Source organism: Brevibacillus sp. HD3.3A (assembly GCF_013284375.2).
Taxonomy (GTDB): Bacteria; Bacillota; Bacilli; order Brevibacillales; family Brevibacillaceae; genus Brevibacillus; species Brevibacillus parabrevis.
The window spans coordinates 3,925,604-3,950,184 of the sequence record NZ_CP085874.1; the positions used below are offsets into that span (position 1 = coordinate 3,925,604).

At 53.0% G+C, this 24,581-nt stretch carries 21 protein-coding genes; 1 reads left to right on the top strand and 20 read right to left on the bottom strand.

Going from position 1 to position 24,581, the window contains the following annotated elements:
* Positions 1-193: 193 nt before the first annotated feature.
* The 20 genes from ftsZ to HP435_RS18210 all read right to left on the bottom strand — a co-directional run bounded on the left by ftsZ (position 194) and on the right by HP435_RS18210 (position 23,145).
* The gene (ftsZ, locus tag HP435_RS18115) at positions 194-1,342 is read right to left on the bottom strand and encodes a cell division protein FtsZ (protein ID WP_122965013.1); all 1,149 of its coding nucleotides are present in this window, start codon (positions 1,340-1,342) and stop codon (positions 194-196) included.
* 147 nt (positions 1,343-1,489) lie between these two features.
* A complete protein-coding gene (gene ftsA / locus HP435_RS18120; RefSeq protein WP_122965012.1) occupies positions 1,490-2,743 on the bottom strand; it encodes a cell division protein FtsA in 1,254 nt (417 codons plus the stop codon).
* A 140-nt stretch (positions 2,744-2,883) separates the two neighbouring features.
* Positions 2,884-3,231, bottom strand: coding sequence for a small basic family protein (locus tag HP435_RS18125; protein ID WP_005832967.1), 348 nt, complete (start codon positions 3,229-3,231; stop codon positions 2,884-2,886).
* A gap of 2 nt (positions 3,232-3,233) precedes the next feature.
* Entirely contained in the window at positions 3,234-3,980 is a 747-nt protein-coding gene (locus HP435_RS18130) for a DUF881 domain-containing protein (RefSeq protein ID WP_122965011.1), read from the bottom strand.
* A 24-nt stretch (positions 3,981-4,004) separates the two neighbouring features.
* Positions 4,005-4,715 (bottom strand): DUF881 domain-containing protein, encoded by a 711-nt coding sequence (locus HP435_RS18135; RefSeq protein WP_063230397.1) that lies wholly within the window; start codon positions 4,713-4,715, stop codon positions 4,005-4,007.
* A 21-nt stretch (positions 4,716-4,736) separates the two neighbouring features.
* Positions 4,737-5,531: a cell division protein FtsQ/DivIB gene (locus HP435_RS18140; protein WP_173599288.1), complete on the bottom strand. Its 795-nt coding sequence runs from the start codon at positions 5,529-5,531 to the stop codon at positions 4,737-4,739.
* Positions 5,532-5,674: 143 nt separating this feature from the next.
* Complete coding sequence (gene murA, locus HP435_RS18145) at positions 5,675-6,931, bottom strand: UDP-N-acetylglucosamine 1-carboxyvinyltransferase (RefSeq protein ID WP_122965009.1); 1,257 nt, start codon at positions 6,929-6,931, stop codon at positions 5,675-5,677.
* A gap of 15 nt (positions 6,932-6,946) precedes the next feature.
* The gene (gene murB / locus HP435_RS18150) at positions 6,947-7,852 is read right to left on the bottom strand and encodes a UDP-N-acetylmuramate dehydrogenase (protein WP_122965008.1); all 906 of its coding nucleotides are present in this window, start codon (positions 7,850-7,852) and stop codon (positions 6,947-6,949) included.
* 105 nt (positions 7,853-7,957) lie between these two features.
* Complete coding sequence (murG, locus tag HP435_RS18155; RefSeq protein ID WP_122965007.1) at positions 7,958-9,061, bottom strand: undecaprenyldiphospho-muramoylpentapeptide beta-N-acetylglucosaminyltransferase; 1,104 nt, start codon at positions 9,059-9,061, stop codon at positions 7,958-7,960.
* Positions 9,062-9,136: 75 nt separating this feature from the next.
* Entirely contained in the window at positions 9,137-10,234 is a 1,098-nt protein-coding gene (gene spoVE, locus HP435_RS18160) for a stage V sporulation protein E (RefSeq protein WP_122965006.1), read from the bottom strand.
* Positions 10,235-10,300: 66 nt separating this feature from the next.
* The gene (gene murD / locus HP435_RS18165; RefSeq protein ID WP_173599289.1) at positions 10,301-11,665 is read right to left on the bottom strand and encodes a UDP-N-acetylmuramoyl-L-alanine--D-glutamate ligase; all 1,365 of its coding nucleotides are present in this window, start codon (positions 11,663-11,665) and stop codon (positions 10,301-10,303) included.
* Positions 11,662-12,633 carry a phospho-N-acetylmuramoyl-pentapeptide-transferase gene (gene mraY / locus HP435_RS18170; RefSeq protein ID WP_122965004.1) on the bottom strand — a complete coding sequence of 324 codons (972 nt, stop codon included), beginning with the start codon at positions 12,631-12,633 and terminating at the stop codon, positions 11,662-11,664. Before mraY ends, murD begins: the two co-directional genes overlap by 4 nt.
* 44 nt (positions 12,634-12,677) lie before the next feature.
* The gene (locus HP435_RS18175; RefSeq protein ID WP_173597037.1) at positions 12,678-14,156 is read right to left on the bottom strand and encodes a UDP-N-acetylmuramoyl-L-alanyl-D-glutamate--2,6-diaminopimelate ligase; all 1,479 of its coding nucleotides are present in this window, start codon (positions 14,154-14,156) and stop codon (positions 12,678-12,680) included.
* Positions 14,157-14,303: 147 nt separating this feature from the next.
* Positions 14,304-16,232: a stage V sporulation protein D gene (locus HP435_RS18180; protein WP_122965002.1), complete on the bottom strand. Its 1,929-nt coding sequence runs from the start codon at positions 16,230-16,232 to the stop codon at positions 14,304-14,306.
* 64 nt (positions 16,233-16,296) lie between these two features.
* Positions 16,297-18,753 carry a penicillin-binding protein gene (locus HP435_RS18185; protein ID WP_173599290.1) on the bottom strand — a complete coding sequence of 819 codons (2,457 nt, stop codon included), beginning with the start codon at positions 18,751-18,753 and terminating at the stop codon, positions 16,297-16,299.
* Between the two features lie 76 nt (positions 18,754-18,829).
* Complete coding sequence (gene ftsL, locus HP435_RS18190; RefSeq protein ID WP_122965000.1) at positions 18,830-19,240, bottom strand: cell division protein FtsL; 411 nt, start codon at positions 19,238-19,240, stop codon at positions 18,830-18,832.
* Positions 19,241-19,279: 39 nt separating this feature from the next.
* Complete coding sequence (gene rsmH, locus HP435_RS18195; RefSeq protein WP_122964999.1) at positions 19,280-20,224, bottom strand: 16S rRNA (cytosine(1402)-N(4))-methyltransferase RsmH; 945 nt, start codon at positions 20,222-20,224, stop codon at positions 19,280-19,282.
* A 17-nt stretch (positions 20,225-20,241) separates the two neighbouring features.
* On the bottom strand, positions 20,242-20,673 hold the full coding sequence (mraZ, locus tag HP435_RS18200) for a division/cell wall cluster transcriptional repressor MraZ (RefSeq protein ID WP_063230384.1): 432 nt from the start codon (positions 20,671-20,673) through the stop codon (positions 20,242-20,244).
* Positions 20,674-20,824: 151 nt separating this feature from the next.
* Positions 20,825-22,084 carry an adenosylhomocysteinase gene (locus HP435_RS18205; protein ID WP_122964998.1) on the bottom strand — a complete coding sequence of 420 codons (1,260 nt, stop codon included), beginning with the start codon at positions 22,082-22,084 and terminating at the stop codon, positions 20,825-20,827.
* A gap of 134 nt (positions 22,085-22,218) precedes the next feature.
* Entirely contained in the window at positions 22,219-23,145 is a 927-nt protein-coding gene (locus HP435_RS18210; protein ID WP_122964997.1) for a LysR family transcriptional regulator, read from the bottom strand.
* Between the two features lie 126 nt (positions 23,146-23,271).
* Between HP435_RS18210 and HP435_RS18215 the strand changes: the two genes are divergently transcribed.
* Entirely contained in the window at positions 23,272-24,540 is a 1,269-nt protein-coding gene (locus HP435_RS18215; protein ID WP_122964996.1) for an APC family permease, read from the top strand.
* Positions 24,541-24,581: the final 41 nt, after the last annotated feature.

Below are 24,581 nucleotides of genomic sequence, written 5' to 3' on the forward strand. Positions count from 1 at the left end.
AGCGCTGGCTCTATCAGTAAAAGCAGTATATATCAATGTGTATGTAAAGTCTGTCAATTCTTGACGGTGTTTTTTTGGATTTTTTGTCTAACGTTTTTGGTTCTATTTCAAGCAAATGCACAGCGTCGAGACGTTTTTCACAGAAAAAAGCCTTGTCTCCGAAAAGAGAACAAGGCTTTTCCACTTTTGTGGCCTATTTTTTGTTGCGACGACGATTTCGCAGGAATGCTGGAATATCGAGGTTGTCGAGATTGCTCATGGAGAAGAAGGACTTGTCATCCTCTTCTTCTTTGGCACGGCCCGTATTCGTGTTGGAAATCGGTGTCGGACGGTTGCCAGCAGTATTGATCGGTTGTTGCTGGCGGCGCGGTGCTTCCGGTACGCGCTGGGAATGCTCGAATCCCGTTGCAATGACCGTAACTACCAGTTCATTTTTCAAATCTTCGTTGATGACCGCACCGAAGATCATGTTTACATCTGGGTCTGCTGCCGAAGAAACGATATCTGCTGCTTCGTTTACTTCGTACAAGCTCAAGTTGGTGCCGCCTGTGATGTTCATCAGAACGCCGCGAGCACCGTCAATCGATGTTTCCAAGAGCGGGCTGGAAATGGCACGGCGCGCTGCTTCAGCCGCACGGTTTTCCCCGCTGCCTACGCCGATCCCCATCAAAGCGGAGCCGCGCTCGGTCATGATCGTCTTCACGTCTGCAAAGTCCAAGTTGATCAGACCCGGTACAGCGATCAGGTCGGAAATCCCTTGAACCCCTTGGCGCAAAATGTTGTCCGCTTCACGGAACGCTTCGAGCATAGGTGTGTTTTTATCTACGATTTCCAGCAAACGATCGTTAGGAATGACGATCAGCGTATCCACTTTTTCCTTGAGTGCCGCAATACCAGCCTCACCGTGCTGGGAACGCTTGCGCCCCTCGAAAGAGAAAGGACGAGTCACGACACCCACCGTAAGAGCGCCCATCTCCTTGGCGATCTCAGCGACAACAGGGGCTGCACCAGTACCGGTTCCTCCGCCCATTCCCGCCGTAACGAATACCATATCTGCACCGCGCAGAGCATTTTCAATCAAATCGCGGCTCTCTTCCGCCGCCTTTTTGCCGATTTCCGGATTCGCACCTGCTCCGAGACCGCGTGTCAGCTTTTCCCCGATTTGCAGTTTAATCTCGGCACTGGACAATTGGAGCGCCTGTGCATCGGTGTTCAGGGTGATAAATTCTACCCCTTTCACGCCGCCTGCAATCATGCGGTTTACAGCATTGCTGCCGCCGCCGCCGCACCCAATTACTTTAATTCGTGCAAAGGATTCCATGTCCATATCAAATTCCAGCATATTGCTAGTCCTCCCCAATTCAACATAAAAACTTGTGGCCCAAGAAGCCGATTGACAAACGAATGGGACATCCCGTTATTCTCTTCCATGATTTCAAAAGAACGAAACGTTCCAATTTTCGCCATTGTGCTAACTACGGCAAAGCGACTAAATAAATTCGCTAAACCAGTTTTTCACTTTTTCCATCAAACCGCCGCCTTCTTTTGGCTGCTTGGCAACGGTTTGCTTCTGAGTGCCCTTGAATGAGGGGGTGACGCGTACGCTGCGGCGCTCCATCAACTGCAAGGCATATTGAATCAAACCTACCCCTGTGGTGTAGGCAGGATCCCGCACTCCGATGTAATCAGGAATTGCGATGCGAACAGGTGCGTCCAATTCTTCTTTTGCCAATTCCAGCATGCCAGGCATTGCTACTGTACCGCCAGTCAGGACGTAGCCGCCTGCAATCTCGTCGCGGAAGCCCATCTTGTAGACAGCATCCTCGACTAATTGGAATATTTCTGCAGCGCGCGGCTCAATGATATTGGCCAAGTCTACTTGGGTAAACTGCTTTTCTACTTCACTGCCAATCCGGTTCACCTTGAATTTCACATCTTCAGAAGCTTCATCGATCAACGCACAACCGTTTTTTATTTTCACGCGGTCTGCCACATCCGTATGGGTACGCAATCCTAGTGAAATGTCGCTTGTGATATGGTCGCCACCGATGCCGATCACGGTGGTAGCGGCCAGCTTACCTTGCTCGAATACACCGATCGTGGTAGAACCCGCACCGATGTCGACAAGAACGACACCCATATTTTTGTCATCTTTGGATAGGGCAACCGTGCTAGCCGCAAGCGGTTGCAAGAAAATTCCAGCTACACGCAGATTGGTTCGTTGAGCACAGCGAACGATGTTATGTACAACCGTTTTCAATCCGGTTACAATGGTCCCTTCCATTTCCAGTCGGACACCAATCATCCCGCGAGGGTCTTTGATACTACCCTGCCCATCTACGATATACTCCTTTGGAACTACCTCGATGATTTCACGGTCCGGCGGAATCGCTACAACCTTCGCTGCCTGAATGACGCGTTGGATATCTTCTTCTCGTATCTCACGGTCTTCGCTGGATACAGCGACAACCCCTTGGGTTTCATGCAACTCGATATGGTTTCCAGTGATCCCCACATACACTTCTTCGATAGAAACGCCAACCATGCGTTCAGCATGATCGACTGCTTCCCGGATGGCATGCACGGTTTGGTCGATGTCAACAATCACGCCCTTCTTGATGCCTTCTGAGTGTGATTGTCCGACGCCGATGATGTTGATGGAACCGTTGTTGATCTCGCCGATCATGACGCGTACTTTGGATGTTCCAATGTCTAGGCTGACGATGAGTTCATTACTTACCAAACCTGTGACACCTCCCCTGCTACGTCTTTTGTCTTGCTAAAATGAGAACACCTGCATAAATTATTCCACACAGGACAACCATTCCCTTTTTTTCATCTAGAATTTTTGTAAAAAAATGACCATCTTCCCATTTGTTCGGGCTATTCTTGCTGATTGATCCAACGGGATAGAACTATTCTCCTAATCACAGCCAGGTTATTGAAGAGACGCACCCCGAAAGCCACGATGGCTGCCAGGTACAGATCAATCCCGAGGAAACCTCCGATGAAGGCCAGCCCAGCTGCAAAGAGCGTATTGAAAAAGAATCCGGACATGAAGATCCGAACGTTGAAGGTGCGTTCCAAGAAGGAGCGAATCCCCCCAAAGATCGTATCCAATCCAGCCAACAGAGCTATGGAAAGATAGCTGCTATACTCCTGGGGCACGCGCCAATCCAGAAGGAAGCCGACAGCGAGACCGACAATCAGTCCGATAAGCGGGAGCCACATGGTTACGAATCTCCTTTTTCTTTAACAGGTTTCATAAATTGGATGACACGTGTTTCTTTGTTTGCGGAAATCAACAGCTTGTCCCGTTTTTCGGCCAACACTTTTTTGTTCGCCAGCTGAAAGTTCTCTTCGACACCCTCCAGCTTCATCGCGGACAAAAGCACGTCAGGCTCTCCCAATGCTTTTATTTCATATGGAGGCTGTATCGTCCTCGTATCAATCTGGATGACAGCCCCTACATTGCGGATCGCGGAAGTGGCAATCAACCGATGATCGTTAATGGACACCGCTTGCGCTCCGTTCGCAAACAGGATATTGACCAGCCAACGCAAATCTTCATCGTCAATCGTGTATTCACCTACAACAGGCACCTGCATGTGTTCGTCCAGAATCGGCTCTGTAGGCGTGTGGGCATCGACAACTTCCAGCACGATGCCTTCCCCCTCGACCTCTACCATTCCAGCCATTCGACGGTTTCGCTCCAGCTCTTCCTTCATGACCGAAATGCTCTCGTCTTCACTTAATGCGGTTTCGTATTGGTAGTACAGCTGATTGTACTTGGAAATATCTGCAAGCAGGTTTTTGTGTTTCTCCAGCTCTTTTTGCAGCGTGGTCCGGAGTTCCGCAATGCTGCGAGACTCCTTATGTACCGGATGGAGGCTGCTGCGCAATTGCACAGCCAACATCACACCTATGATAGCACTAATAATGGCAAGAATAAACGTGATTTTACGGCTTTTTTGTAACATAGGGCAAACGCATCCTTTTACCTTTTAGGAGTGTTTCGTTTTGGCGTCACCAACGAAGGCCGGGAGCTGCACCTTCTCTTTTTTCGCCAAGTCGATTTGAACAAAGTCTTGCAGAGATTGCAATACTCCTCCTGGCAAATGGAGGGCACTCTCCATCGTCTCAGGATTGCCGATTGCCGAGATGACAAAAGGAGCGGCAGACTTGATTCCGTTGACGATGATCGTCGGACCGACACAGCGGATGGAAGAGTTGCTTACCAGTCTCTGGCCGTTGATGCTGATCGCCTCGGCTCCCGCTGCGCGCAGTTCATTGACGACCAGACGCACATCTTGCTCATGCACGATGTAATTGGCGATGTCCGAGCTGCTTGCTGCCGATTGGCTGTCCTGCATCGTGATGACAAGACCAGGGCCTTCTACAGCGACCACGCCGGAGAGCATACGCGCAGCCTCCAGCTGGGCGAGTGTGTCGGCTGCCTCAGATTTTTGCTGAGCCATCGCTTCCTCGACTTTGCCTACCTGGCGCTGCAAATCAATCAGCTGGTTTTCCAAATGCCTGTTTTGTTCTTTTTCGGATAAAATCCGGTCATTCAATTGTGTTTCCTGCTGGAACAGCTGATCATTCAACCGCTCTTTGCGCGTGAGCTTGGTAGTCTCAAACGAGGTTGCTACCAGAAAGCCTGTACAAAGCGTCACGACGGTTAAATAAAGATGAAATTTGCGGCGACGACTCATTGTCTGCTACCCCTTTTTTCTTTACTGCGGCTTTTCTGTCTGCTCCTGGTTGCCTGCTATCGGAATGGCATCACTTCCCGCACCGTACGGAACAAACCACGGCTGCTCGAACATGGAGAGCACCCCTTTTGTTCCTGCCGGCAGCTCTGCCACGATCGCCGGATACCAGTTCAACATTTTATCCAGCTTGTAGACCACGCTGCGCACTTCGTTTCCGTCGCGCATGTACAAGGTTACCCGCTGCTTATCGTACACCGTTGGCGTCAGAGTTATGTCCGAAATTTCGGCGAGCACATTCGGTGTGAGGCGGGACAACGCTTTGGCGAGATTGGGGAGCAGCTCAGGCGCTGCCCAGGAGCTGATCAAGGGCCTGTCCACCACGCGATCGGCAAAATTCACCTGCTTCAGCACCTTGCCGTTTTCGAGCAGCGGATAGCGGCTGCCGTCTTGTCCATTCCAGAAGGCGACGCGCTTTTGCTCCGTTACGTGCAGCCGGATCACTCCCGGAAAAGAACGGCTGACCGTCACGTTCTTGACGCCCTCAAGCGGCGCCAAATTGCTTTGCACGCTGCTCTCCCACACATTGAGAAATTGCATGTCGCGTTGCAGACCCGATTGCTGGACGATTTGCTCTGTGGTGTAAATGTCGTTTCCGATAACCTGGATTTCCTGCACCTTGCTGTACGGTGAGCGAATAAAAACAATGATAAGTACAGTAAGAAAAAACAGCACGAGCCAAAATACCAGTTTACGGTTTCCTTTTCGTCTGGGACGTTGCTGCTTGACTTGCGGAATGCGTTCCTCAATTACCGCCATGGCCGAATCCTTCCTCATGCATTCTAGGCTCATCGCCCGCAAGATAATTCATTCAAAAGGGAATAAATGGATTTCTTCCAAATAAATGTAACTATACAAAACAGGGAAAGCGGCATAGCACTATGCCGCTTGACTTCCCTCGATCATATCGAAACCCTCGTGATGTCGGCTCCCAGCCTGCGCAATTGCTCTTCCAGGCGATCGTATCCACGATCGATATGATGAATCTGATTCACCGTCGTAATGCCTTCTGCCGCAAGCCCTGCCAATACGAGAGCAGCGCCTGCTCGCAGATCTGTCGCTTCCACATTCGTGGCGGTCAGCTTCCCGACGCCGCGAATGATAGCAGAGCCGAGATCTACGTATATAGAGGCGCCCATTCGCGCCAATTCATTCACATGTTTGAATCTTCCTTCAAAAATCGTTTCCTTGATGACGCTGGTTCCCCTCGCCTGTGACAGAAACACCATCAGCTGCGCCTGCAGGTCAGTCGGAAACCCTGGATACGGCGAGGTGATGATCCGGTCGTAAGCACGAGGACGGGAGTTGCTTTTGATTTCCATTATATCATGGCGGGTCTTGATTTCAACACCACAGCTACGGGCAACCTCAATCAATGCCGTGAGTTGCTCAGGCAATGTATTGGTCAGCTCCACATGCCCTTGGGCAATGCCGACCGCCAGCACATACGTCCCCGTCACAATTCTGTCGGGAATGATCCGGTAGCTGACGGAGCGAAGCCGCGGTACGCCGCTGATTTCAATCGTATCGGTTCCTGCCCCTCTTATTCGCGCACCCATGGCGTTCAGGAAGTTTTGCAGGTCGATAATCTCCGGCTCCCGAGCCGCATTACAGATGCGTGTCGTCCCTTTTGCCAAGACTGCCGCCATCATGATATTTTCCGTCGCGCCCACGCTGGGGAAGGAAAGAAAGATGTTGGTCCCGCGCAATTGCTTTGCCCGAAAAGTAATGTAGCCTTCGGATTCTTCTATTTTAGCCCCGAGTGCCGTAAGACCAGACAAATGCAGGTCAATTCGGCGTTCACCAATGTCGCAGCCACCGGGACGCGATATGGTGACTTCACCCAACCTGGCCAGAAGCGGCCCGGCGAGAAAAATAGAAGATCGCATCTGGCTCATTAAATCATCTGGCACATGCGGGACGGAGACAGACGTTGTATCCAGATCGACGCAACCGTCCACGTGCTTCGTGTTGGCCCCCAGTGCCGTCATTATCTCCAGCATGACTTTGATATCTTTCAAATGGGGGACATCGTAGATATAGAATTGCCCTTCCGCAAGAACAGCAGCGGCAAGGATGGGAAGAGCAGCGTTCTTAGCTCCTTGGATCCGAAGCGAACCGGACAGAGGTCTTCCGCCTTCGATCGCAAAAGTCTCCAAACTTTCACCTCCGTGTTACCCCTCGCCCACCACCAGAACTTCCGGATGCAGATCAATTCCGTATTTCGCAAGAATTGTGCTCCGAACATGCTCAATCAAGGTGAGGACGTCGGTAGCCGTGGCTCCCCCGCAATTCACGATGAAATTCGAGTGTTTTTCTGAAACCTGAGCTCCACCGATTTGATAGCCTTTCAGCCCCGCTGCTTCTATCAGACGCCCTGCGTGATCGTTCGGCGGGTTGCGGAACACACTGCCCGCACACGGCATTTGCAACGGCTGTGTCTGGCGTCGCCGATCCTTGTTGGTCGCAAGTGTCGCGGCAATCTGCTTGCGATCGCCTGGACGCAGTTGAAAACGGGCTTCCAGCACAATCCCTTTTTCTTTTTGCAAAAGAGAAGTCCGATAGCTAAAGCTCAGTTCGTCGTTACTCAACACCTTACATTCGCCGTTTGCGAAAAGAATCTCGGCTTCAATAAGAATACGTGAAAGATCAGATCCGTGTGCCCCTGCATTCATATAGACGGCTCCGCCTACCGTACCAGGAATCCCTCCTGCGAATTCCATCCCTGTTAATCCCATCTTGCCTGTCTCCACCGCCAGGCGGATCATGGAATATCCGGCACCCACACACACCTCTTCACCCCTGAACTCGCAGTGGCTCAAGCCCTCAGCCACTTTGAACACGGCTCCGCGAATCCCTCCGTCCCTCACCAGAAGGTTGGAGCCGCGCCCGATAACACTCCAAGGAATTTCATGACGATGGATGATCTGCAAGGCTTTTAGCAAGGATTCTTTGTCCTTGGGCTGGATTAACAAATCAGCAGGACCGCCAACCCGCCATGTCGTATGATTGGCGAGAGGCTCATTGGTCCACACTTTTCCGATCCCTGCTTGCTTCAGCTCATCTGCAATATTTATCATTTGTGAACCTCCTGATACGTTTGCTAGGTCGGACCTGTAAGTCTTCTCACGTGTTTGCTCCATACTATGCGATCGCCCAGATCGGCGTGACAATCGCCCATCTGATCATTTTTTTGCGGAGACTTCCTGCAAGGTGCGCACGATTTCCGTGGCTGCTTTCGGCATTCCCAGCGACAGGGCGCTCTCTTTCATTTGCTTCCACAGCTCATCGCTGTGCAGCAAGCTTTCCACTTCCTGAAGCAGGCGCTCTCCTCTCAGCTCCTTCTCCACAATGACTCGCGCTGCACCTGCACGTTCAAGGCCGCGCGCATTTTTCTCCTGATGGTTGTTCGTCACATACGGAGACGGAATCAAAATCGACGGAACGCCGAGAGCCGTCACTTCTGCCAAGGTAGATGCACCTGCACGTCCGACCAGTATATGTGTCGCCGCCAAAACGTCCGGCATGTTATGGACGAATGGAAGCACGGAAATGTTCTCGGGAAGCTTCCCTTTTGCGGCAAGCTCGCTGGAGATTTTATCAAAGTGAACATCTCCGGTTACGTATACAAAATGAGTATCGGCATATTTGCCCAACTCGGTAACAACAGAAAGCACCGCTTCATTGATCGCCCTCGCTCCCCGGCTGCCGCCAAAGATCAGGACGATTTTTTTGCCTGCGTCTACCCCCAGAAAGCCACGGCCCGCCTCCGCGTTGCCATGCATCACTTCTGTCGCCCGCGGATTGCCAGTAAACACGGTTTTCCCCTCTGGAAAGTACGCGAGAGACTCTGCAAAAGATACGGCCACCCGGGTAGCCGAGCGCGACAAAAATTTGTTGGTCAGACCAGGAACGACGTTTTGTTCGTGGATCAAGGTCGGGATGCCCAAGCGCGAGGCTGCGTAGACGACTGGCCCGCAGACGTATCCCCCCGTGCCCACGACGACATCCGGTTGAAAATCGCGCAGCATTTTTTTCGCATCCGACACGGCCCGGACGAATTTCCACAAGGTCTTCAGGTTGTCCAGCGACAGCTTCCGCTTCAACCCGCTGATCTCGACGGACTGAAAAGGAATCTCTGTTCGCGGTACGAGCTGGGCTTCCAACCCTTTTTTACTGCCGATATACAAAAAGGCAGCCTGCGGAGTTTGGCGAGAAATTTCCCTCGCCACCGCAAGCGCCGGATAAATATGTCCACCTGTGCCACCGCCTGTAAGGACGACGCGCATACTCTCACACCCTTTTTATGCAGAGAAAACAGATTGCCCACGTGCGAAGCATCGCACCTTTTTCCTGCTGTTCATTCATGATCGAGAAAACCGAGATATGTTCAGGAGAACGCCGACACCTGTGAGCATCAGTGTCAGGGATGATCCTCCATAGCTTAAAAACGGCAGCGTGATCCCCGTCACCGGAAACATGCCTGTCACGACCCCGATGTTAATGACGACCTGGATCGCAATCATTCCGATGATCCCGAGCGCCAAAAGGCTGCCGAACAGATCGGGGGCCGTGATCGCTGTGCGCATCCCTCTCCACAAAAGCAGCAGGAACAACAGCAAGATGAGCGTACCGCCGATGAAGCCGAGTTCTTCCGCCACAATGGAGAAAATGAAGTCATTGTACGGTTCCGGCAAGTACAGATGCTTTTGCCTGCTTTGTCCCAAACCGAGGCCGAGCAAACCGCCTGGGCCGATCGCATACAGCGATTGAATGATTTGGTAGCCTGTATTGAGCGGGTCAGACCAAGGATCGAGAAAAGAAGTAATCCGCTTGATGCGGTAAGGAGCTGACAGTACCAGTCCGATGAAGCCAACCACCCCGATCATGCCCAAGCCGACAAAGTGGCTGATTCGCGCTCCTGCCGCGAAAATCATCACAATCGCCGTGCCTGTCAATACTGTGCCTGTACCCAGGTCGGGCTGAAGCATGATCAGGCCGAAACAAACCATCGGAATCGCCAGAGCGGGCATCAATCCTTTGCGGAACTGCACAATTTGCTTCTGGTTGTCGGACAGCCACCGCGCCAAAAACGCGACGACGCCGAGCTTGGCAAACTCGCCAGGCTGGATTCCGAAAGCCCCGAAGCCAAGCCAGCTTTTCGAGCCGTTCACTTCAATCCCGACGATAAGCACCAGAATCAACAGCCCGATACTGGCGTAAAAGCCCGGCTTGGCCCATTGTTTCCATACCCAATAGTCAATGTTCATCGTGATGTACATCGATGTGATGCCGAGCAAGGCAAAAATCAGCTGCCGCTTGGCAAAAAAGTACGGATCGGAAAAGGGTGGCTTCTGGGCGACGATCGCACTGGCGCTGTACACCATCACGATGCCAATTCCCAATAAAAAAAGTGTTGCAAAAATAATTACGAAGTCGGGGGCAGAGCGTACCTTGCTCATAGTGCCAGGTCATCCTTTCTCATGCCGTCCCGTTTCACGCTGTATTCATGAAGCTTTTGTGGGACGTTATGCTAGGCTTGTTTTCAGTCTATGCACGCCGTCCTTAAACATGCTCCCCCGTGCTTCAAACGAGGGGAACATATCCCAACTCGCACACGCCGGGCTGAGCAGCACCACGTCACCTGATTGCGCCAACCGGGAAGCAGCAAGAACGGCTTTCTCCACAGTATCGACATGGATTCGCTCGTTAATCCCTGCTTCTTCCGCCCGCGCAAGCAAAATCGGTGCGGTCTGTCCCAATGCGATGACCGCTTTTACCCTGCCCTTGATGACAGGCAACAGTTCCTTGAAATCAACACCGCGATCCAACCCGCCGCAAATCCAGACGACAGGCTCCTGGCACGCCTGCAAGGCACGGGAAGCCGCCTCCGGATTGGTCGCTTTGGAATCGTTGAAATACTTCACTCCGGCGATGGAATCCACGTATTCCATGCGATGTTCTACCCCGGCAAAAGTCGAAAGCACCTGCACGATCGCACGCGTATCAGCGCCAGTCAGCTTCGCTACCAGAATCGCGGCGAGCGCATTGTCCAAATGCGGAACCGTGATCTCCTCGACAGCGATAATCGCCTCTGTCCCGCCCTGTCCATCGGCGAACAAAATGACGCCATCCTGGACGAATGCCCCGCGCGAGACTTGCTGCGTTTTGCTGAAATAGTACGTCTGTGCGGGAAGCTCGCCGCATTTCGCGAGAATGTCCGGCTGGTCAAACGGCAAAATCGCCATATCGTCTGCGGTCTGATTGGCGAACATTTTCAGCTTGGCGTCGAGATACTCTTCCAGCGTATGGTGGTAGTCGAGATGAGCAGGGGACAGATTGAGCAAAACACCGATGTGCGGGCGAAATTCTCGCGTTCCCATGAGCTGAAAGCTGCTCAGCTCTGCGACCAGCCACTGGTCTGGCCCAGCTTCTTCCGCAAGACCGCAAAGGACGGTTCCGATGTTGCCGCCAACGAGCACATCAAGACCCGCTTCCTTGAGAATTTGTCCAACGAGCGTCGTCGTGGTTGTCTTTCCGTTGGAGCCCGTGATGCCGATGATCGGTGCCTTGGCAATCTGGGAGGCAAGCTCTACCTCCGTCACGACAGGAATACCGAGAGCAAGCGCCTGCTTCACTGGCGGCGCTTCATAAGGGATTCCCGGATTTTTCACAACGAGAGACACCCCCGGATGAATCAAATCTTCCGGATGGTGCCCGCAAATGACGGTAATTCCGAGCGCTTCCAGCTCCTCGATCCCGCTCGCTTCTTCCCGCGGCTTTTTATCGTTAACCACGACATGAGCGCCAAAGCGGTGCAGCAGTTTTGCCACTGCTACACCGCTTTTCGCCATTCCTAAAACGACTACGTGCTGATTATGATAACGCATCATCTGATTGTCACCACCTCAAGGTATACACCCAATCCGGCAAAGAACATGCCGACCAGCCAGAAGGTGACGACGACACGCCACTCGGACCAGCCTGTCAATTCAAAATGATGGTGAAGCGGGCTCATGCGAAAAATTCGTTTGCCCCGTGTCTTGAAAGAAACGACCTGCAAGATGACAGACAGTGTCTCCACGACAAACACCCCACCGACAATCGCCAAAAGCAACTCTGTCTTCGTCATGATCGCAATTCCGGCGAGTGCTCCCCCCAAACCGAGCGAGCCTGTGTCCCCCATGAACACGCGGGCCGGATGGGCATTGAACACGAGGAAGCCGAGAACCGCACCGACGACGGCTGCACTGAAAATCGCCGTGTCGTAATCTTGCCCGAACCAGGCAATGATGGCGTACGCCCCGAAAGCGATCGCTCCCGTACCAGCCAAAAGGCCGTCCAGACCGTCCGTAATGTTTACAGCGTTGGTCGTGCCGACGAGCAAGAACAAGAGGAACGGGAAGTAGAAATAGCCCAGCTCCAGCTTCCATGGCGTGCCTGGCAAATGCAGCGACGTGTCATGCCCCATCATCAGCAGCAAAATATACGCGCCGATAGCCAGCACAATCTGACCGGCAAACTTTTGTCTGGCGGTCAAGCCGAGGTTGCGCTTCTTCCTGATCTTGATAAAGTCATCCAAAAATCCGATCAAACCGTAGCCGAGTGTCACCAGTAGCAGGAAGTAAATTTCCATTGTAGCATTGGCAAACTTCAACACGGTAAATATAAGTGCCAGCAGAATGATGGTGCCCCCCATCGTAGGGGTACCAGCCTTCTTGAAGTGGGATTGCGGTCCTTCCTCCCGAATTGCCTGCCCAAATTTCAGGCGGCGAAGGAAGGGAATAAACAGTGGGCCAATCAGTACGGCAATGAGAAACGCGGCGACGATCGTGACGATTAGGACGTTGTCAGCGAACATGCCCGAGCCTCCTTTCTTTCGATGCCAATGTGTCGCATCTGTCTCTATTCTTGGTTGTACCGGGCAATCGCTTCCCGCGCAACTTCACGGTCGTCGAAGGGCAGTACTTGATCTTTGATGATTTGATACGTCTCATGGCCTTTTCCGGCGATCAAAATGACATCGTCCGGCTTCGCCAAGGAAACGGCATAATGAATCGCTTCACGGCGGTCCGTCACTGCCGTGTAACGCGCAGCAGACACATCGCGCACGCCTGCGAGCATGTCGGCAAGGATCGCCTGCGGCTCCTCGGAGCGAGGATTATCTGATGTTAAGACGGTCATATCCGCGTATTTCGTTGCGATTTGCGCCATAATCGGGCGCTTCGTGCGGTCGCGGTCTCCCCCGCAGCCCACAATGCAGAACACGTTGCCTTTGGCAAATTCCTTGACGGTCATCAAGGCGTTTTCCAGACTGTCCGGCGTATGCGAGTAATCGACGAGAACAGCGAACGGCTGACCCGCATCTACGGCTTCAAAACGTCCGTTGACACCAGCTACTGCTTCCAGGCTCGCCTTGATGTCTTCGAGGCTCACGCCTTCTGCAAGTGTAACCGCCATGGCTGCCAATGCGTTATACACATTGAATTTCCCCATCAGCTTCAGGTTGAGGTCAATCGTACCCGCAAAGGTTTCCGCCGTAAACGAGGTTCCTTTGCTCGTAATCTCGATGTTTTTGGCCTGGACGTCTGCGGGCTGGTCGATGCCGTACGTCACGACGCGCGCAGGTGTCACGGTTGCATACAGCTTCGATGCCTCGTCATCTGCGTTCAGCACGGCTGTCTTCAGGCAATTCGGATCGTAGTGGTTGCCGAGCTGGGAAAACAGCAAAGACTTGGCGTAGCGATAGTTTTCCATCGTTTTATGATAGTCGAGATGATCTTGCGTCAAATTGGTAAAGACCGCGGTATGGATGTCGCAGCCGCGCACCCGTCCCAACTCAAGCGCATGAGAGGACACCTCGATGATCGCATAGTCTGTGTTCACATCGCACATGCGACGGAAGCTTCTTTGCAGATCCACGGCATCGGGAGTCGTATTTTTCACTTCTTCGATAACATCCCCGATTCGCATGTGGATCGTGCCAATCAAGCCTGTTTGCTTGCGCCGATCGCGCAGGATCTTGTCGATCAGATGAGTGGTGGTCGTCTTCCCGTTTGTCCCCGTAACCCCAATCACCTTTAACTCTCTTGTGGGAGATCCGAAAATACGATCAGCCAGCATAGCCATTGCCCGCCGGGTATCCGGCACCCTGACAATAGTCGCTGGCACGTCCAGATCTTGTTCGGATAACACGGCAACGGCGCCATTTTTCACCGCCTGGGCCGCGAACGTATGACCATCCACGGTATACCCTGTCAGACATACAAACAAGTAGCCCGGTTTAACCTGGCGCGAGTCTGCTGTCAAACCCGTAATCTCCATACTGTCATCCCCCGAAACCTTCACTGGCAACAAAGGCATGAGCAGATCCCGTAGAAACATGAAACAGGCACCCCATTCTCCAACTTAGTATAGACAGAAATTTGCCCTTTTTTACCGAAATGACACGAATCCGTTTTGGTGACGAACAAAGGCAGAGCGATTGTAGACAAGCCTACTTCCCTCCGCCTTCGAAATCTCATTTTATAGCTAATTGCTCAATTTGTCACCAAGATGTATGCGAATTTTTCCGCCCTCTTCAATTTTTACTCCCGGTGCTGGCGACTGCGCAATCACATAGGTGCCTTTGCCCGAAACGACCAGCGGAAGCGTCTCGTACGTCTGGACGACATCTTTCATCGTCTGCCCGACCATATTCGGTACTTCGATCGGTTCCCGCTCGCCCAAAGCTTTGTTGATTTCCTTGGCAATCCCGTCTTTGCGCTTGGGCACATTCAGGTGCTGCAAGGAAGATTCAATGATGCTCTTGACGCTGGGCGCGGCAATCAGTCCGCCAAAAGCCAGTGCTTTCGGATTGTCGACTGCAAAATAAACGACAATTTGCGGATCGTCTGCCGGAGCAAAGCCGATGAAGGATACGATGTACTCCCCGTCCATGTATCGTCCGTTCTTGACCTTTTGCGCGGTTCCTGTCTTCCCGCCGACACGGTAGCCTTCGATGTACGCCTTGTTCCCTGTCCCTTGGGCGACGACACTCTCCAGGGCGTACCGGACTTTTGCGGAAGTCTCTGCCGAGATGACCTGCCGCACTTCCGTCGGCAGCGTCCGCGCTACGATATCGTGTGTGACACTATCGCGCCATTCCTTGGCGACGAACGGCTTCATCAGCTTCCCGCCGTTGATCGCTGCCGAAACAGCCGCCATTTGCTGGATGGGCGTAACGGAAACGCCTTGCCCGAACGAGGTCGTGCCCAGCTCAACCGGACCGACGCGGTTCAGATTGAACAACAGTCCGTTCTCTTCTCCGATCAAATCGATTCCTGTTTTTTGTCCGAAGCCAAATTTTTTGATGTATTCAAACAGGCGTTCTTTTTGCAGCCGCTGGCCCATCGTCACGAAACCCGGGTTGCACGAGTTCTCCACGACTTCCAGCATCGTCTCCTGGCCGTGTCCTTGCCGTTTCCAGCAGCGCAGCCGCTTTCCCGCGACCGTAATGAAGCCGGGGTCGTAGAAGCCTTCATCGAGCGATACGACGCCCTCGTTCAATGCCGCAGCGAGCGTGACAATCTTGAATGTCGAACCTGGCTCATACGTTTTCCAGATGGGCAAATTCCGGTTGTACACTTCCGTCGGGTAGTTCTGATATTCGTCCGGCTGGAACGTCGGGCGGCTGCCCATCCCCAAAATTTCCCCCGTCTTTGGATTCATCGCGATCGCCAGAACATCATCCGGCTGATAGGCGACCACAGCCTGATCCAGCTCCCGTTCGATGAACGACTGGATCGCACTGTCGATGGTCAGATACATGTCCATTCCGCTTACCGGAGCTACGTAATCTTCGGAGCCGCCGGGCATCACGCGTCCTTTGGCGTCAGAGGGAAACGAAATGTGTCCGTCCGTTCCTTTTAAAAATGGATCGTAAATCTTTTCCAGTCCGGTCAACCCTTGATTGTCGATCCCGGTAAAGCCCAAAATATGCGCGGCCATGGAGCCATTCGGATAAAAGCGCTTGGAATCCCCGGCCAAGTAAATCCCCGGCAGATTCAGCTCCTGGATTTTTCGCGCTTTTTCGATCGGCAGCTTTTTCCCGCCCGGAATCTTGTCATTGCTCATTTGTTTCTTCGTGATCGCCTGGTACACATCTTCTTCTTTTTGCTCCAAAATGATCGCGAGCTGCCGGGCTGTCTCCTTCGCATCCTTGATTTGTGCGGGAACGGCGACAACGGTTGGCACTGTCATGTTGGAGACCAGCTCATTGCCGTTCCGATCGAGAATCCGGCCGCGATTCGGCTTGAAGTCGATTTCCCGATTCAACAGCTGGTCAGCCATTTGCGCCAGCTTCGGCCCTTCTACCAGTTGCACATACCCGAGTCGGGTGATGAGCGCCGTATACAGGACAATGCCGATGACAAGCGATATAAAAATGCGACGGCGTACAGTAGCATTGGATACCCGCAAAGCGAGTCCCCCCTCGAATAGGTTGTCTCTTCCTTACCTTATTCGTCGGGGGGACGGGATAGAACTATGGAGTTGGACTTGTCTGACCTGCTTGTGTGCCAGCTGGAGGAGCTTGCTGGTTGGACCCGGTGCTTCCCTGCTGTCCGCCCTGCTGACCCGCAGGCTGCTCTCCTGTCGGATTCGTCGGCGCAGTCGTTCCAGTTCCAGACGCTGGCGGCGGCGTAGCGCCATCAGGTGACGCTGTGCCTGCTGGCGCTGTGCCTTCCTGCGGTTGTGGCGCGGGCGGCGGCTGCGACTCTGATTGCAGCGTAATCAGCAGCTTCTCTTTGCCTGTGAGCGCCGTGCCCGGAGCGATGCTCTGCTGTACGACAAAGCCTGTTCCTGCGGCTTGCACGTCGATATTCAGAAGCGAAGTAAATTCCATGACTTCGCGCAGCGACTTCCCTTTGAAATCAGGCATCTTCGCCCCATCCAGACGATCCGTCACCAAAATGATTTGCTTGCCAGGCACCGTTTGCTCGTAAGCGGCAGGATATTGCTCCACGATTTTCGTGCCTGTTCCGAGCACCGTCACCGTCAGATTGTCCTGCTTCGCGCGCAGTTGCGCCGCCGTCGTCGACATCCCTTCAAACTTGGGCAAAGTCTGACTCGCTACAGGCTGAGCCGCCAATACTTGTGCTTGTGATTTCTTGTCGTTTTTCCCGTTTCCTTTATCCGCTTCCACCCGCGAGAAATCCGGCTGCTGTTGCAAATATTGCAAACTGCGCTCCATGATCGTCTTGAACGTGGGCGCAATCATCGTTTTTCCCCAGTATATATACGAATCACTCGTTTCCGGGTCATCAATGACAACGTACACGAGCAGACGCGGGTTGTCTTTTGGCGCAAAACCGATAAAGGAAGCGATGTAGTGGCCGTCCATGATTTTGCCTGTGTTCGGGTCGTACTTTTGCGCCGTTCCCGTCTTCCCTGCGACGTGGTAGCCGTCGATCGCGTACAGCTTCCCTGTTCCGTGCTCGCCTGTCACGACCGTTTCCAAAATATCGCGGGTTTTCTTCGCGGTCGCTTCTGAAACGACCCGTCTCTGCACTTCGCGTTCACTGCGCTTCACAACCGCTCCGGTGTGCGGGTCGCGCAATTCTTTGACGATATGCGGCTTCAACAGCTCGCCGCCATTGGCAATCGCCCCGACTGCGGCGATCTGCTGAATAGCTGTAACTGTCACCCCTTGTCCGAAAGTCGACGCTGCCCAGTCACGCGGAGAGCGCGGCTTCTCCAGGTTGATCAGGTTTCCTTCTTTCTCGTAAGGCAGTTCGATTTCGGTCAAAGAACCTATCCCGAACTTTTTAAAGTACGCCCTGAGCTTTTCCAGCTTGAGGCGTTCGTAGCCGAGCTTCGCGAACATTACGTTACTGGAACGCTGAACCCCTTCCAGAAACGTAATTCTTCCCCAGCCCACCCCGTTGTTGTGGTCGCGGATCGGAACTTGTCCCTTGATCGTGTATTTACCAGAGTCGTACGTCTCATTTGGATTGAACAGCCCTTCTTCAATCGCGGCTGCAAGCGTAATGATCTTGAACGTAGAACCAGGCTCGAACATGGAAGTGATCGCATGGTTTGTATAGTTGGTAATCCCGTTATAGTATGTATTGGGATTAAATTGCGAACGATTGCCCATCGCGAGAATCTCGCCCGTCTGCGGATCGGAGACGATGACCGTCATGCCTTTTGGCTTGTACTGGCGATCGACGACATCCAGCGCTTGCTCGACGTAATCCTGGATTTGCCTGTCAAGGGTGAGGTAGACGTCGTAGCCGTCTTTTGCCGGGACGTATTGGCCCTGGCTGTCCGGAAGCTGATAGCCTGCCCCGTCTCTTTTATACTCCATCTGCCCTTGTTCTCCGGCCAGTTCCTTGTTGAGCTGAAGCTCGATTCCCATTTTCGGCTGGTCGTACAGGTCCAAGTACCCGATTACGTGTGAGGCAAAGCTGTTGTTCGGGTACACACGTCTGGTCGTTTCATTTAAAAAGATCCCCGGAAGCTGGTTTTCTTCCACTTGCTGCCCACTGGGAAGCTTGGGAAATTGCAGCGCCAAAATCCGGTTTTTTTGTTCCTCGCTAATTTTTCTGCCATAGCGGCCCAGCTCGACTACCGTGTTCGGCTTGGTCAGCATTTTCACAAGTTCAGGAACCGGAGCGTTGAGGATCGGGGCAAGAGCATTCGCTGTATAGTAAGGGTCCTTGACGAAATCCTTGTCCTTGTCATCGCGCCCCTTCAACCTGGCGTTCACCGTGTACGCCTTGCCATCGAAAGCGAGAATTTCGCCGTTTCGATCCTTGATCGCTCCGCGCATCGGTTGCAGCGTCCGGGCCCGATCCCATTGTTCCGTAGCCTTATCCATAATTTTGCTTGCTTCCACCGTCTGAATCCAGTAAATCCTCAGACTCAAGGTGGAAAAAATCAAGATCAGGCACAACGCACAAATAAGGATGCGCCAGTTCACCAGTCGTTTCGTATCCATTTCCACTCACTCCATCACGTCATTGATCGGGGGTAAGAAAAAAATGTTACCGCACAATAGACGCAGTAACATTGATTTAAGGCTGGTTTGGCTTTTGTTGAAGCGAACTCGCCTTTCCGTTCTCCTGACCAATCGTATGTACGGCATTCGCATTGTACACCATGCCTTGTCGCTCGGCTTCTCTCTGGATGCGATCGCGGTTGCTGAGCTGCTCGATTTGCAGTTTCAGAGTGGCGTTGTTTTCGGCTATCAGGCGATTCTCTTTTTTGGTGCTTTGGATTTCATAGTTCATTTGGGAAATTTGCGAGTATCTTACCCCGACCATTCCCAGACCGGTCACTGTCAGCGAGATAAACAAGAGATAGAGCAACTTTTCGCCTGTCGGAATGGTAGGCTTGATTCGGACTGTTCGTTTTGTTGTTTTGGTGACGGAGCGGGATTCCTTTTCCAGTTCCATTGCCAGATTGCCTTGGTAGTAATAGCTCAACGTTTTCTCACCCCTTCTTCCTCGTCGCTTTTGCTCACTCTAGACCTTTTCCGCTACCCGCAGCTTCGCGGAGCGTGCGCGCGGATTGACTTGCAGTTCTTCTTCTGACGGCAAAATCGGCTTGCGCGTGATGATTTTGACGATCGCTTCGTTTCCGCATGTGCAAATCGGGAACGCTGGCGGGCATGTGCAGCCTTTGGCATAATCCTGGTACACTTGCTTGCAAATGCGATCTTCCAGCGAGTGGAACGTGATGACACTCACGCGGCCAGCCGGATTCAAAAGCTCGATCGCATCGATGACGGCTTCTTTGAACGAGTCCAGCTCGTCGTTGACGGCAATGCGGATCGCCTGAAACGTTCGCTTCGCAGGATGTCCGCCTGTGCGTCGCGCCGCTGCCGGAATCCCTTCCTTGATCAGCTCGACCAGTTCGCCTGTTGTTTGAATCGGCTGCTTTTTGCGCTGCTGCACGATTTGCCGGGCAATGCGCCGGGAAAATTTCTCTTCTCCGTACAGCCAGATGATCTTGGCAATCTCTTCTTCGTCCCATTCGTTGATGATGTCATAAGCGGACAAGGGCGCTTGCTGATCCATTCGCATGTCGAGCGGCGCATCGGCGTTGTAGCTGAAACCGCGCTCCCCCTCGTCAAGCTGTGGCGAAGACACTCCCAAATCGAACAGGATGCCGTCTACACCTGTAAGCCCCAAATCTTTGACAATCTCCTTCAGATGGCGAAAATTGCTTTTGACCAATGTTACCTTATCCATATAGGGAGCCAGGCGTTCCCGGGCATTTTCATGCGCCCAGTCGTCCTGATCAATGGCAATCAAACGACCGCCATCGGTCAAACGGGAAGCAATCAGGCTGCTGTGACCAGCTCCGCCAAGTGTGCAATCCACATAGATGCCTCCAGGCCGAATGTTCAGGCCGTCTACAGCCTCATCCCTCAATACTGTTACATGATGAAACGACAATGTCGTCACTCCTGTTCTTCTCGCTGCTACAAATTAAAATCAACCAGTTTCTCAGCAATTTCTCCAAAAGAGCCTTCCGACTGGGCGAAATAATCTTCCCAACGTTCTTTGCTCCACACCTCTACGCGGTTGGACACACCGATGATCACACATTCTTTTTGCATGCCCGCATGCTCGCGGAGATTGGGCGGTATGTTTACCCTTCCCTGCTTGTCCCACTCGCATTCGGTTGCACCGGAAAAGAAAAACCGTGTAAAAGCGCGTGCATCTGCTTTGGTGAAAGGAAGCGTCTTGAGCTTTTCCTCCAGCTGCTTCCACTCTTCCAGCGGATAAGCGAACAAGCATTGGTCAAGTCCGCGGGTAATGACAAAGGAAGCTCCGAGTCCTTCACGGAATTTCGCAGGGATGGTCAGGCGGCCTTTTTCGTCGATGCTATGCTGGTATTCCCCCATGAACACGCCCTGGTCCCCCACTTTCTTGTCCTGTGGCTCCACTTTCCCCCACTTTTCCCCACCTTGTCGCCTACTTGCTATTATAAAAAAAAATCCTGCGTTTGTAAGCAGGATTTTTTCGCTGATTTTTTTGCCGGGAAAGGACGGGTTTCGCGTCTTATTCGACCCAGCTATCGAGATACGATTTTTGCTCATCGGTCAATTTGTCGATACCGATGTTCAATGCTTCCAATTTGTACTGAGCAACCATGGCATCCAGCTCGTAAGGCACGTTCAGTACCTTCTTGCCGATTTGCTCGTACTGCTCATTGACGTGCGCCAAGGAAACAGCTTGCAGCGCGAATGTCATGTCCATGATTTCAGCTGGGTGACCGTCGCCTGCTGCCAGGTTTACGAGGCGGCCTTCTGCCAGAAGGTACAGTTTTCGACCGTCTGCCATGACAAATTCTTCGATGTCTTTGCGCACGATTCGTTTCGATGTCGACAAAGCGCCAAGCTCGACTTTGTTCACTTCGACATCGAAGTGGCCAGCGTTGGACAAGATTGCGCCATCTTTCATCACTTCAAAATGCTCTTTGCGGATCACATCGCGGTTTCCGGTTACGGTCACGAAGTAGTCACCGTGTTTTGCAGCTTCGCTCATCGGCATCACTTCGAAGCCATCCATGTACGCTTCTACCGCTTTGATCGCGTCGATCTCGGTTACGATTACTTTCGCGCCAAGACCTTTCGCGCGCATAGCTACCCCTTTGCCGCACCAGCCGTAGCCAGCAACAACGACCGTTTTGCCTGCTACTACGAGGTTTGTCGTGCGGTTGATGCCATCCCATACGGATTGGCCTGTACCGTAGCGGTTGTCAAACAAATATTTGCAGAAAGCGTCGTTCACCGCTACCATCGGGAACTCCAGCTTTCCTTCTTTTTCCAGTGCTTTCAGGCGCAGGATACCTGTTGTCGTTTCTTCTGCCCCACCGCGCACTTGAGCCAGCAGATCGCGGCGCTCGCTGTGCAGGATGGTCACCAGGTCGCCACCGTCGTCAATGATCAGGTCAGGGCGAGTTTCCAGCGTTTTGATCAGATGCTCTTTGTATTCAGCAGGGTCTGGATTGTACTTCGCAAAAACGCGAATGCCGTCTTCAACCAGAGCCGCGCAAATGTCGTCTTGGGTAGACAATGGGTTGGAGCCAGTGATGGTCACTTCTGCGCCACCAGCTTGCACCACTTTTGCCAGGTAAGCTGTTTTTGCTTCCAGGTGCAAGGAGATTGCCACTTTCAGTCCCGCAAACGGCTGCTCTTTTTCGAAGCGCTCGCGAATGCGGTTAAGAACTGGCATATGCTCTTTTACCCAGTCAATTTTCAAATGGCCGCTATGGGCAAGCGACATGTCTTTTACAATGCTTTCCGAAACCGTGTTCATGTATGGGTAACCTCCTTTATCTCATAACACAACCTTGTCTATCATATCATACGCAAGTACAACCATCATCTGTTTTTCCTATTCCCGCCAATTTTGTCGCACATCGCTTGTAAGCGTATCGTCTCGCCGCTTCCCTAGCGCGCAGCGGGCAAGTCGCTTTTTCCTGGCAGCGGCTGCGGCGGAGCACTCGCCGTCAACAGTTCGAGGAAGCGCAGCAAAGCTTGCGGCATCCATTTTTTCTTATGGTAGACCAACTGTCGGTAAACGCGGACATCCGGGTGGGAAAAAGGCAGGATGACAAGCGTTCCGTTTTTCACCTCTTCGCCAACCGCGATAGCAGGGATGAGCGCAATCCCTAAATCATATGCGACGCATTGCTTGATCGCTTCCAGACTCCCGAACTCGGAGGAAGACTCGATCGCAGCCCCGGCATCGCGCAAAACCGATTCCATGATCGAGCGATAGCTGCAACCTGCTTCGGTAAAAATCCAGTTGGCTCCGATAAAATCGCGCGCTTCGATCTTTTCTACCTGTGCCAGCGGATGGTTGGGCGCAGCGATGACGACCAGCTTTTCTTCCCCCAGATTCACGTTGACCAGCTCGGGATGGTCTTGCAGCCAATCCAGCACAAAGGCAAAGTCGTGATGCCCTTCCTTGACGCCTTGCCGCAAGTCGTGACAAATTCCCGGCTTCAGCAAAATCCGCATGCGCGGGTGTTCTTGGCGAAATTTTTGCAGGAAAGGAGGCAGAAAAAACGCCGCAAGCGATTCAACCGTTCCGATGCGCAGCGTGCCAGCCAACTGAGCCTGCTCGGACAAGTTGGCCCTCGCTTCATCGAGAACGGCCAACAGCTGTTCACTGTACGCAAGCAGCGCTTCTCCAGCGTGGGTCAGCCTGATTTTCCGCCCCCACCGCTCAAACAGCGTCACTCCAAAATCCGCCTCCAGGTTCTGAATCTGCGTCGTGACGCTTGATTGCGCGTAGCCCAGCACCTCTGCGGCCCGGGTAAAACTTTGGCATTTTGCCACCTCGCGGAACGTCAGCAAGTAGCGCGTATCCATGAACGGCTCCCTCCTTTTTCATCGAAAAATCCGATTTCAATTATCTAATATTATAGATAACTCCGATGATAATGTCTATGCTACACTACCTCTACAAACAACCGAACATAAAGAGAGGGAACATTCATGGAAAAAGCAACTGTGCAAACTGCGGGCTTGGCCAAAACGTTGCGGCTGCCGCAAATCGTCGCCCTGTACATCGGCGCTGTCATCGGGTCCGGGGTCTTGCTGATTCCCGGATTGGCAGCGGAAAAAGCAGGCCCAGCCTCGATTCTCGCCTGGCTGGTCATGTCGATTCTCGTTTTGCCGATGGCGATTACGATGGGACTGCTATCCGCCCGCTATCCAAGCTCCGGCGGCGTCTCCACTTTTGTCCGCACGGCTTACGGCGATCGTTTCGGCAATATCGTCGGCTGGTTCTTTCTATTATCTGTGCCCATCGGCGCCCCGATCCTCGGCGTGACCGGAGCGAACTACCTTGCCCTGTTGCTCGGCTGGGGCGACACGCAAATTTACACCGCTGCGGCACTGATTTTGACCGCAGTCGTGATCATGAATATTCTCGGAATGCACGTAGCGGCACGCGTCCAGACCATCGTCGTCTCCCTGATTATCGCCATCCTGATTTTGGCCGTAGTCGCTGCCCTGCCCCACGCTTCCGTCAGCAACTTCACCCCTTTCGTTCCCAACGGCTGGCTGAGCGTCATCCAGGCGGCAGGTCTGTTATTCTGGTGCTTTATCGGCTGGGAGGCGGTTACGCATTTGTCGGAAGAATTTGTCGATCCGGCGAAAAATGCCATTCGCGGTGTGCTGTGGAGCGCCGGAATCGTCGCCTTGCTGTACTTTTCCGTAGCGTTCATGACCGTAGCCACCCACAGTTACGGGGCAGGCATCTCGGCTGCTGCGCTCTCTGTCATGGTTCAGCTCACACTCGGCCCTTTAGGCGGTTGGATTGTTGCGGTGACGGCTTTGTTCATCTGTATTGCCACGACCAACGCCTACATCGGCGCAGCGTCGCGCATCGCCTATTCTCTGGCGCAGGAAAAGATCGCTCCGCGCTGGTTCGGGCTGCTGCACGCCAAATACCGGACACCGCTCGGCGGGCTTTTGTTTCTCTCCCTCTGCTTTGTTGTCGTGCTGACGGTTTTGTACCTCGGACTGATTGATTTGGCACGACTGATCGAACTGCCCAACGCGACTTTTTTCGCCACTTACATCGGCGGCTGTCTCGCTGGTGTGCGGCTTTTGCGCGATCATCGCTTCGGGCGGCTGGCTGCCTGGACGTCGCTTGTATTCACCGTCGGCCTGTACCCGTTTCTCGGCTGGTCTGCGCTGTACCCGCTCGTGATCGCTGCCGTCTTGCTCGTCTGGCAAAAACAAAAGCAAAAAGCTTGATGATCAAAAAACATGACTTTCGCAACAGCATCGACAGGCTG

Coding starts and splice junctions, on each gene's coding strand:
- ftsZ (WP_122965013.1), bottom strand. CDS start 1,342: ATGCTGGAATTTGATATGGACATGGAATCCTTTGCACGAATTAAAGTA.
- HP435_RS18125 (WP_005832967.1), bottom strand. CDS start 3,231: ATGTGGCTCCCGCTTATCGGACTGATTGTCGGTCTCGCTGTCGGCTTC.
- HP435_RS18130 (WP_122965011.1), bottom strand. CDS start 3,980: ATGTTACAAAAAAGCCGTAAAATCACGTTTATTCTTGCCATTATTAGT.
- HP435_RS18135 (WP_063230397.1), bottom strand. CDS start 4,715: ATGAGTCGTCGCCGCAAATTTCATCTTTATTTAACCGTCGTGACGCTT.
- HP435_RS18140 (WP_173599288.1), bottom strand. CDS start 5,531: ATGGCGGTAATTGAGGAACGCATTCCGCAAGTCAAGCAGCAACGTCCC.
- murB (WP_122965008.1), bottom strand. CDS start 7,852: ATGATAAATATTGCAGATGAGCTGAAGCAAGCAGGGATCGGAAAAGTG.
- murG (WP_122965007.1), bottom strand. CDS start 9,061: ATGCGCGTCGTCCTTACAGGCGGTGGCACAGGTGGACATATTTATCCG.
- spoVE (WP_122965006.1), bottom strand. CDS start 10,234: ATGAGCAAGGTACGCTCTGCCCCCGACTTCGTAATTATTTTTGCAACA.
- murD (WP_173599289.1), bottom strand. CDS start 11,665: ATGATGCGTTATCATAATCAGCACGTAGTCGTTTTAGGAATGGCGAAA.
- mraY (WP_122965004.1), bottom strand. CDS start 12,633: ATGTTCGCTGACAACGTCCTAATCGTCACGATCGTCGCCGCGTTTCTC.
- HP435_RS18175 (WP_173597037.1), bottom strand. CDS start 14,156: ATGTTTCTACGGGATCTGCTCATGCCTTTGTTGCCAGTGAAGGTTTCG.
- HP435_RS18185 (WP_173599290.1), bottom strand. CDS start 18,753: ATGGATACGAAACGACTGGTGAACTGGCGCATCCTTATTTGTGCGTTG.
- HP435_RS18205 (WP_122964998.1), bottom strand. CDS start 22,084: ATGAACACGGTTTCGGAAAGCATTGTAAAAGACATGTCGCTTGCCCAT.
- HP435_RS18210 (WP_122964997.1), bottom strand. CDS start 23,145: ATGGATACGCGCTACTTGCTGACGTTCCGCGAGGTGGCAAAATGCCAA.
- HP435_RS18215 (WP_122964996.1), top strand. CDS start 23,272: ATGGAAAAAGCAACTGTGCAAACTGCGGGCTTGGCCAAAACGTTGCGG.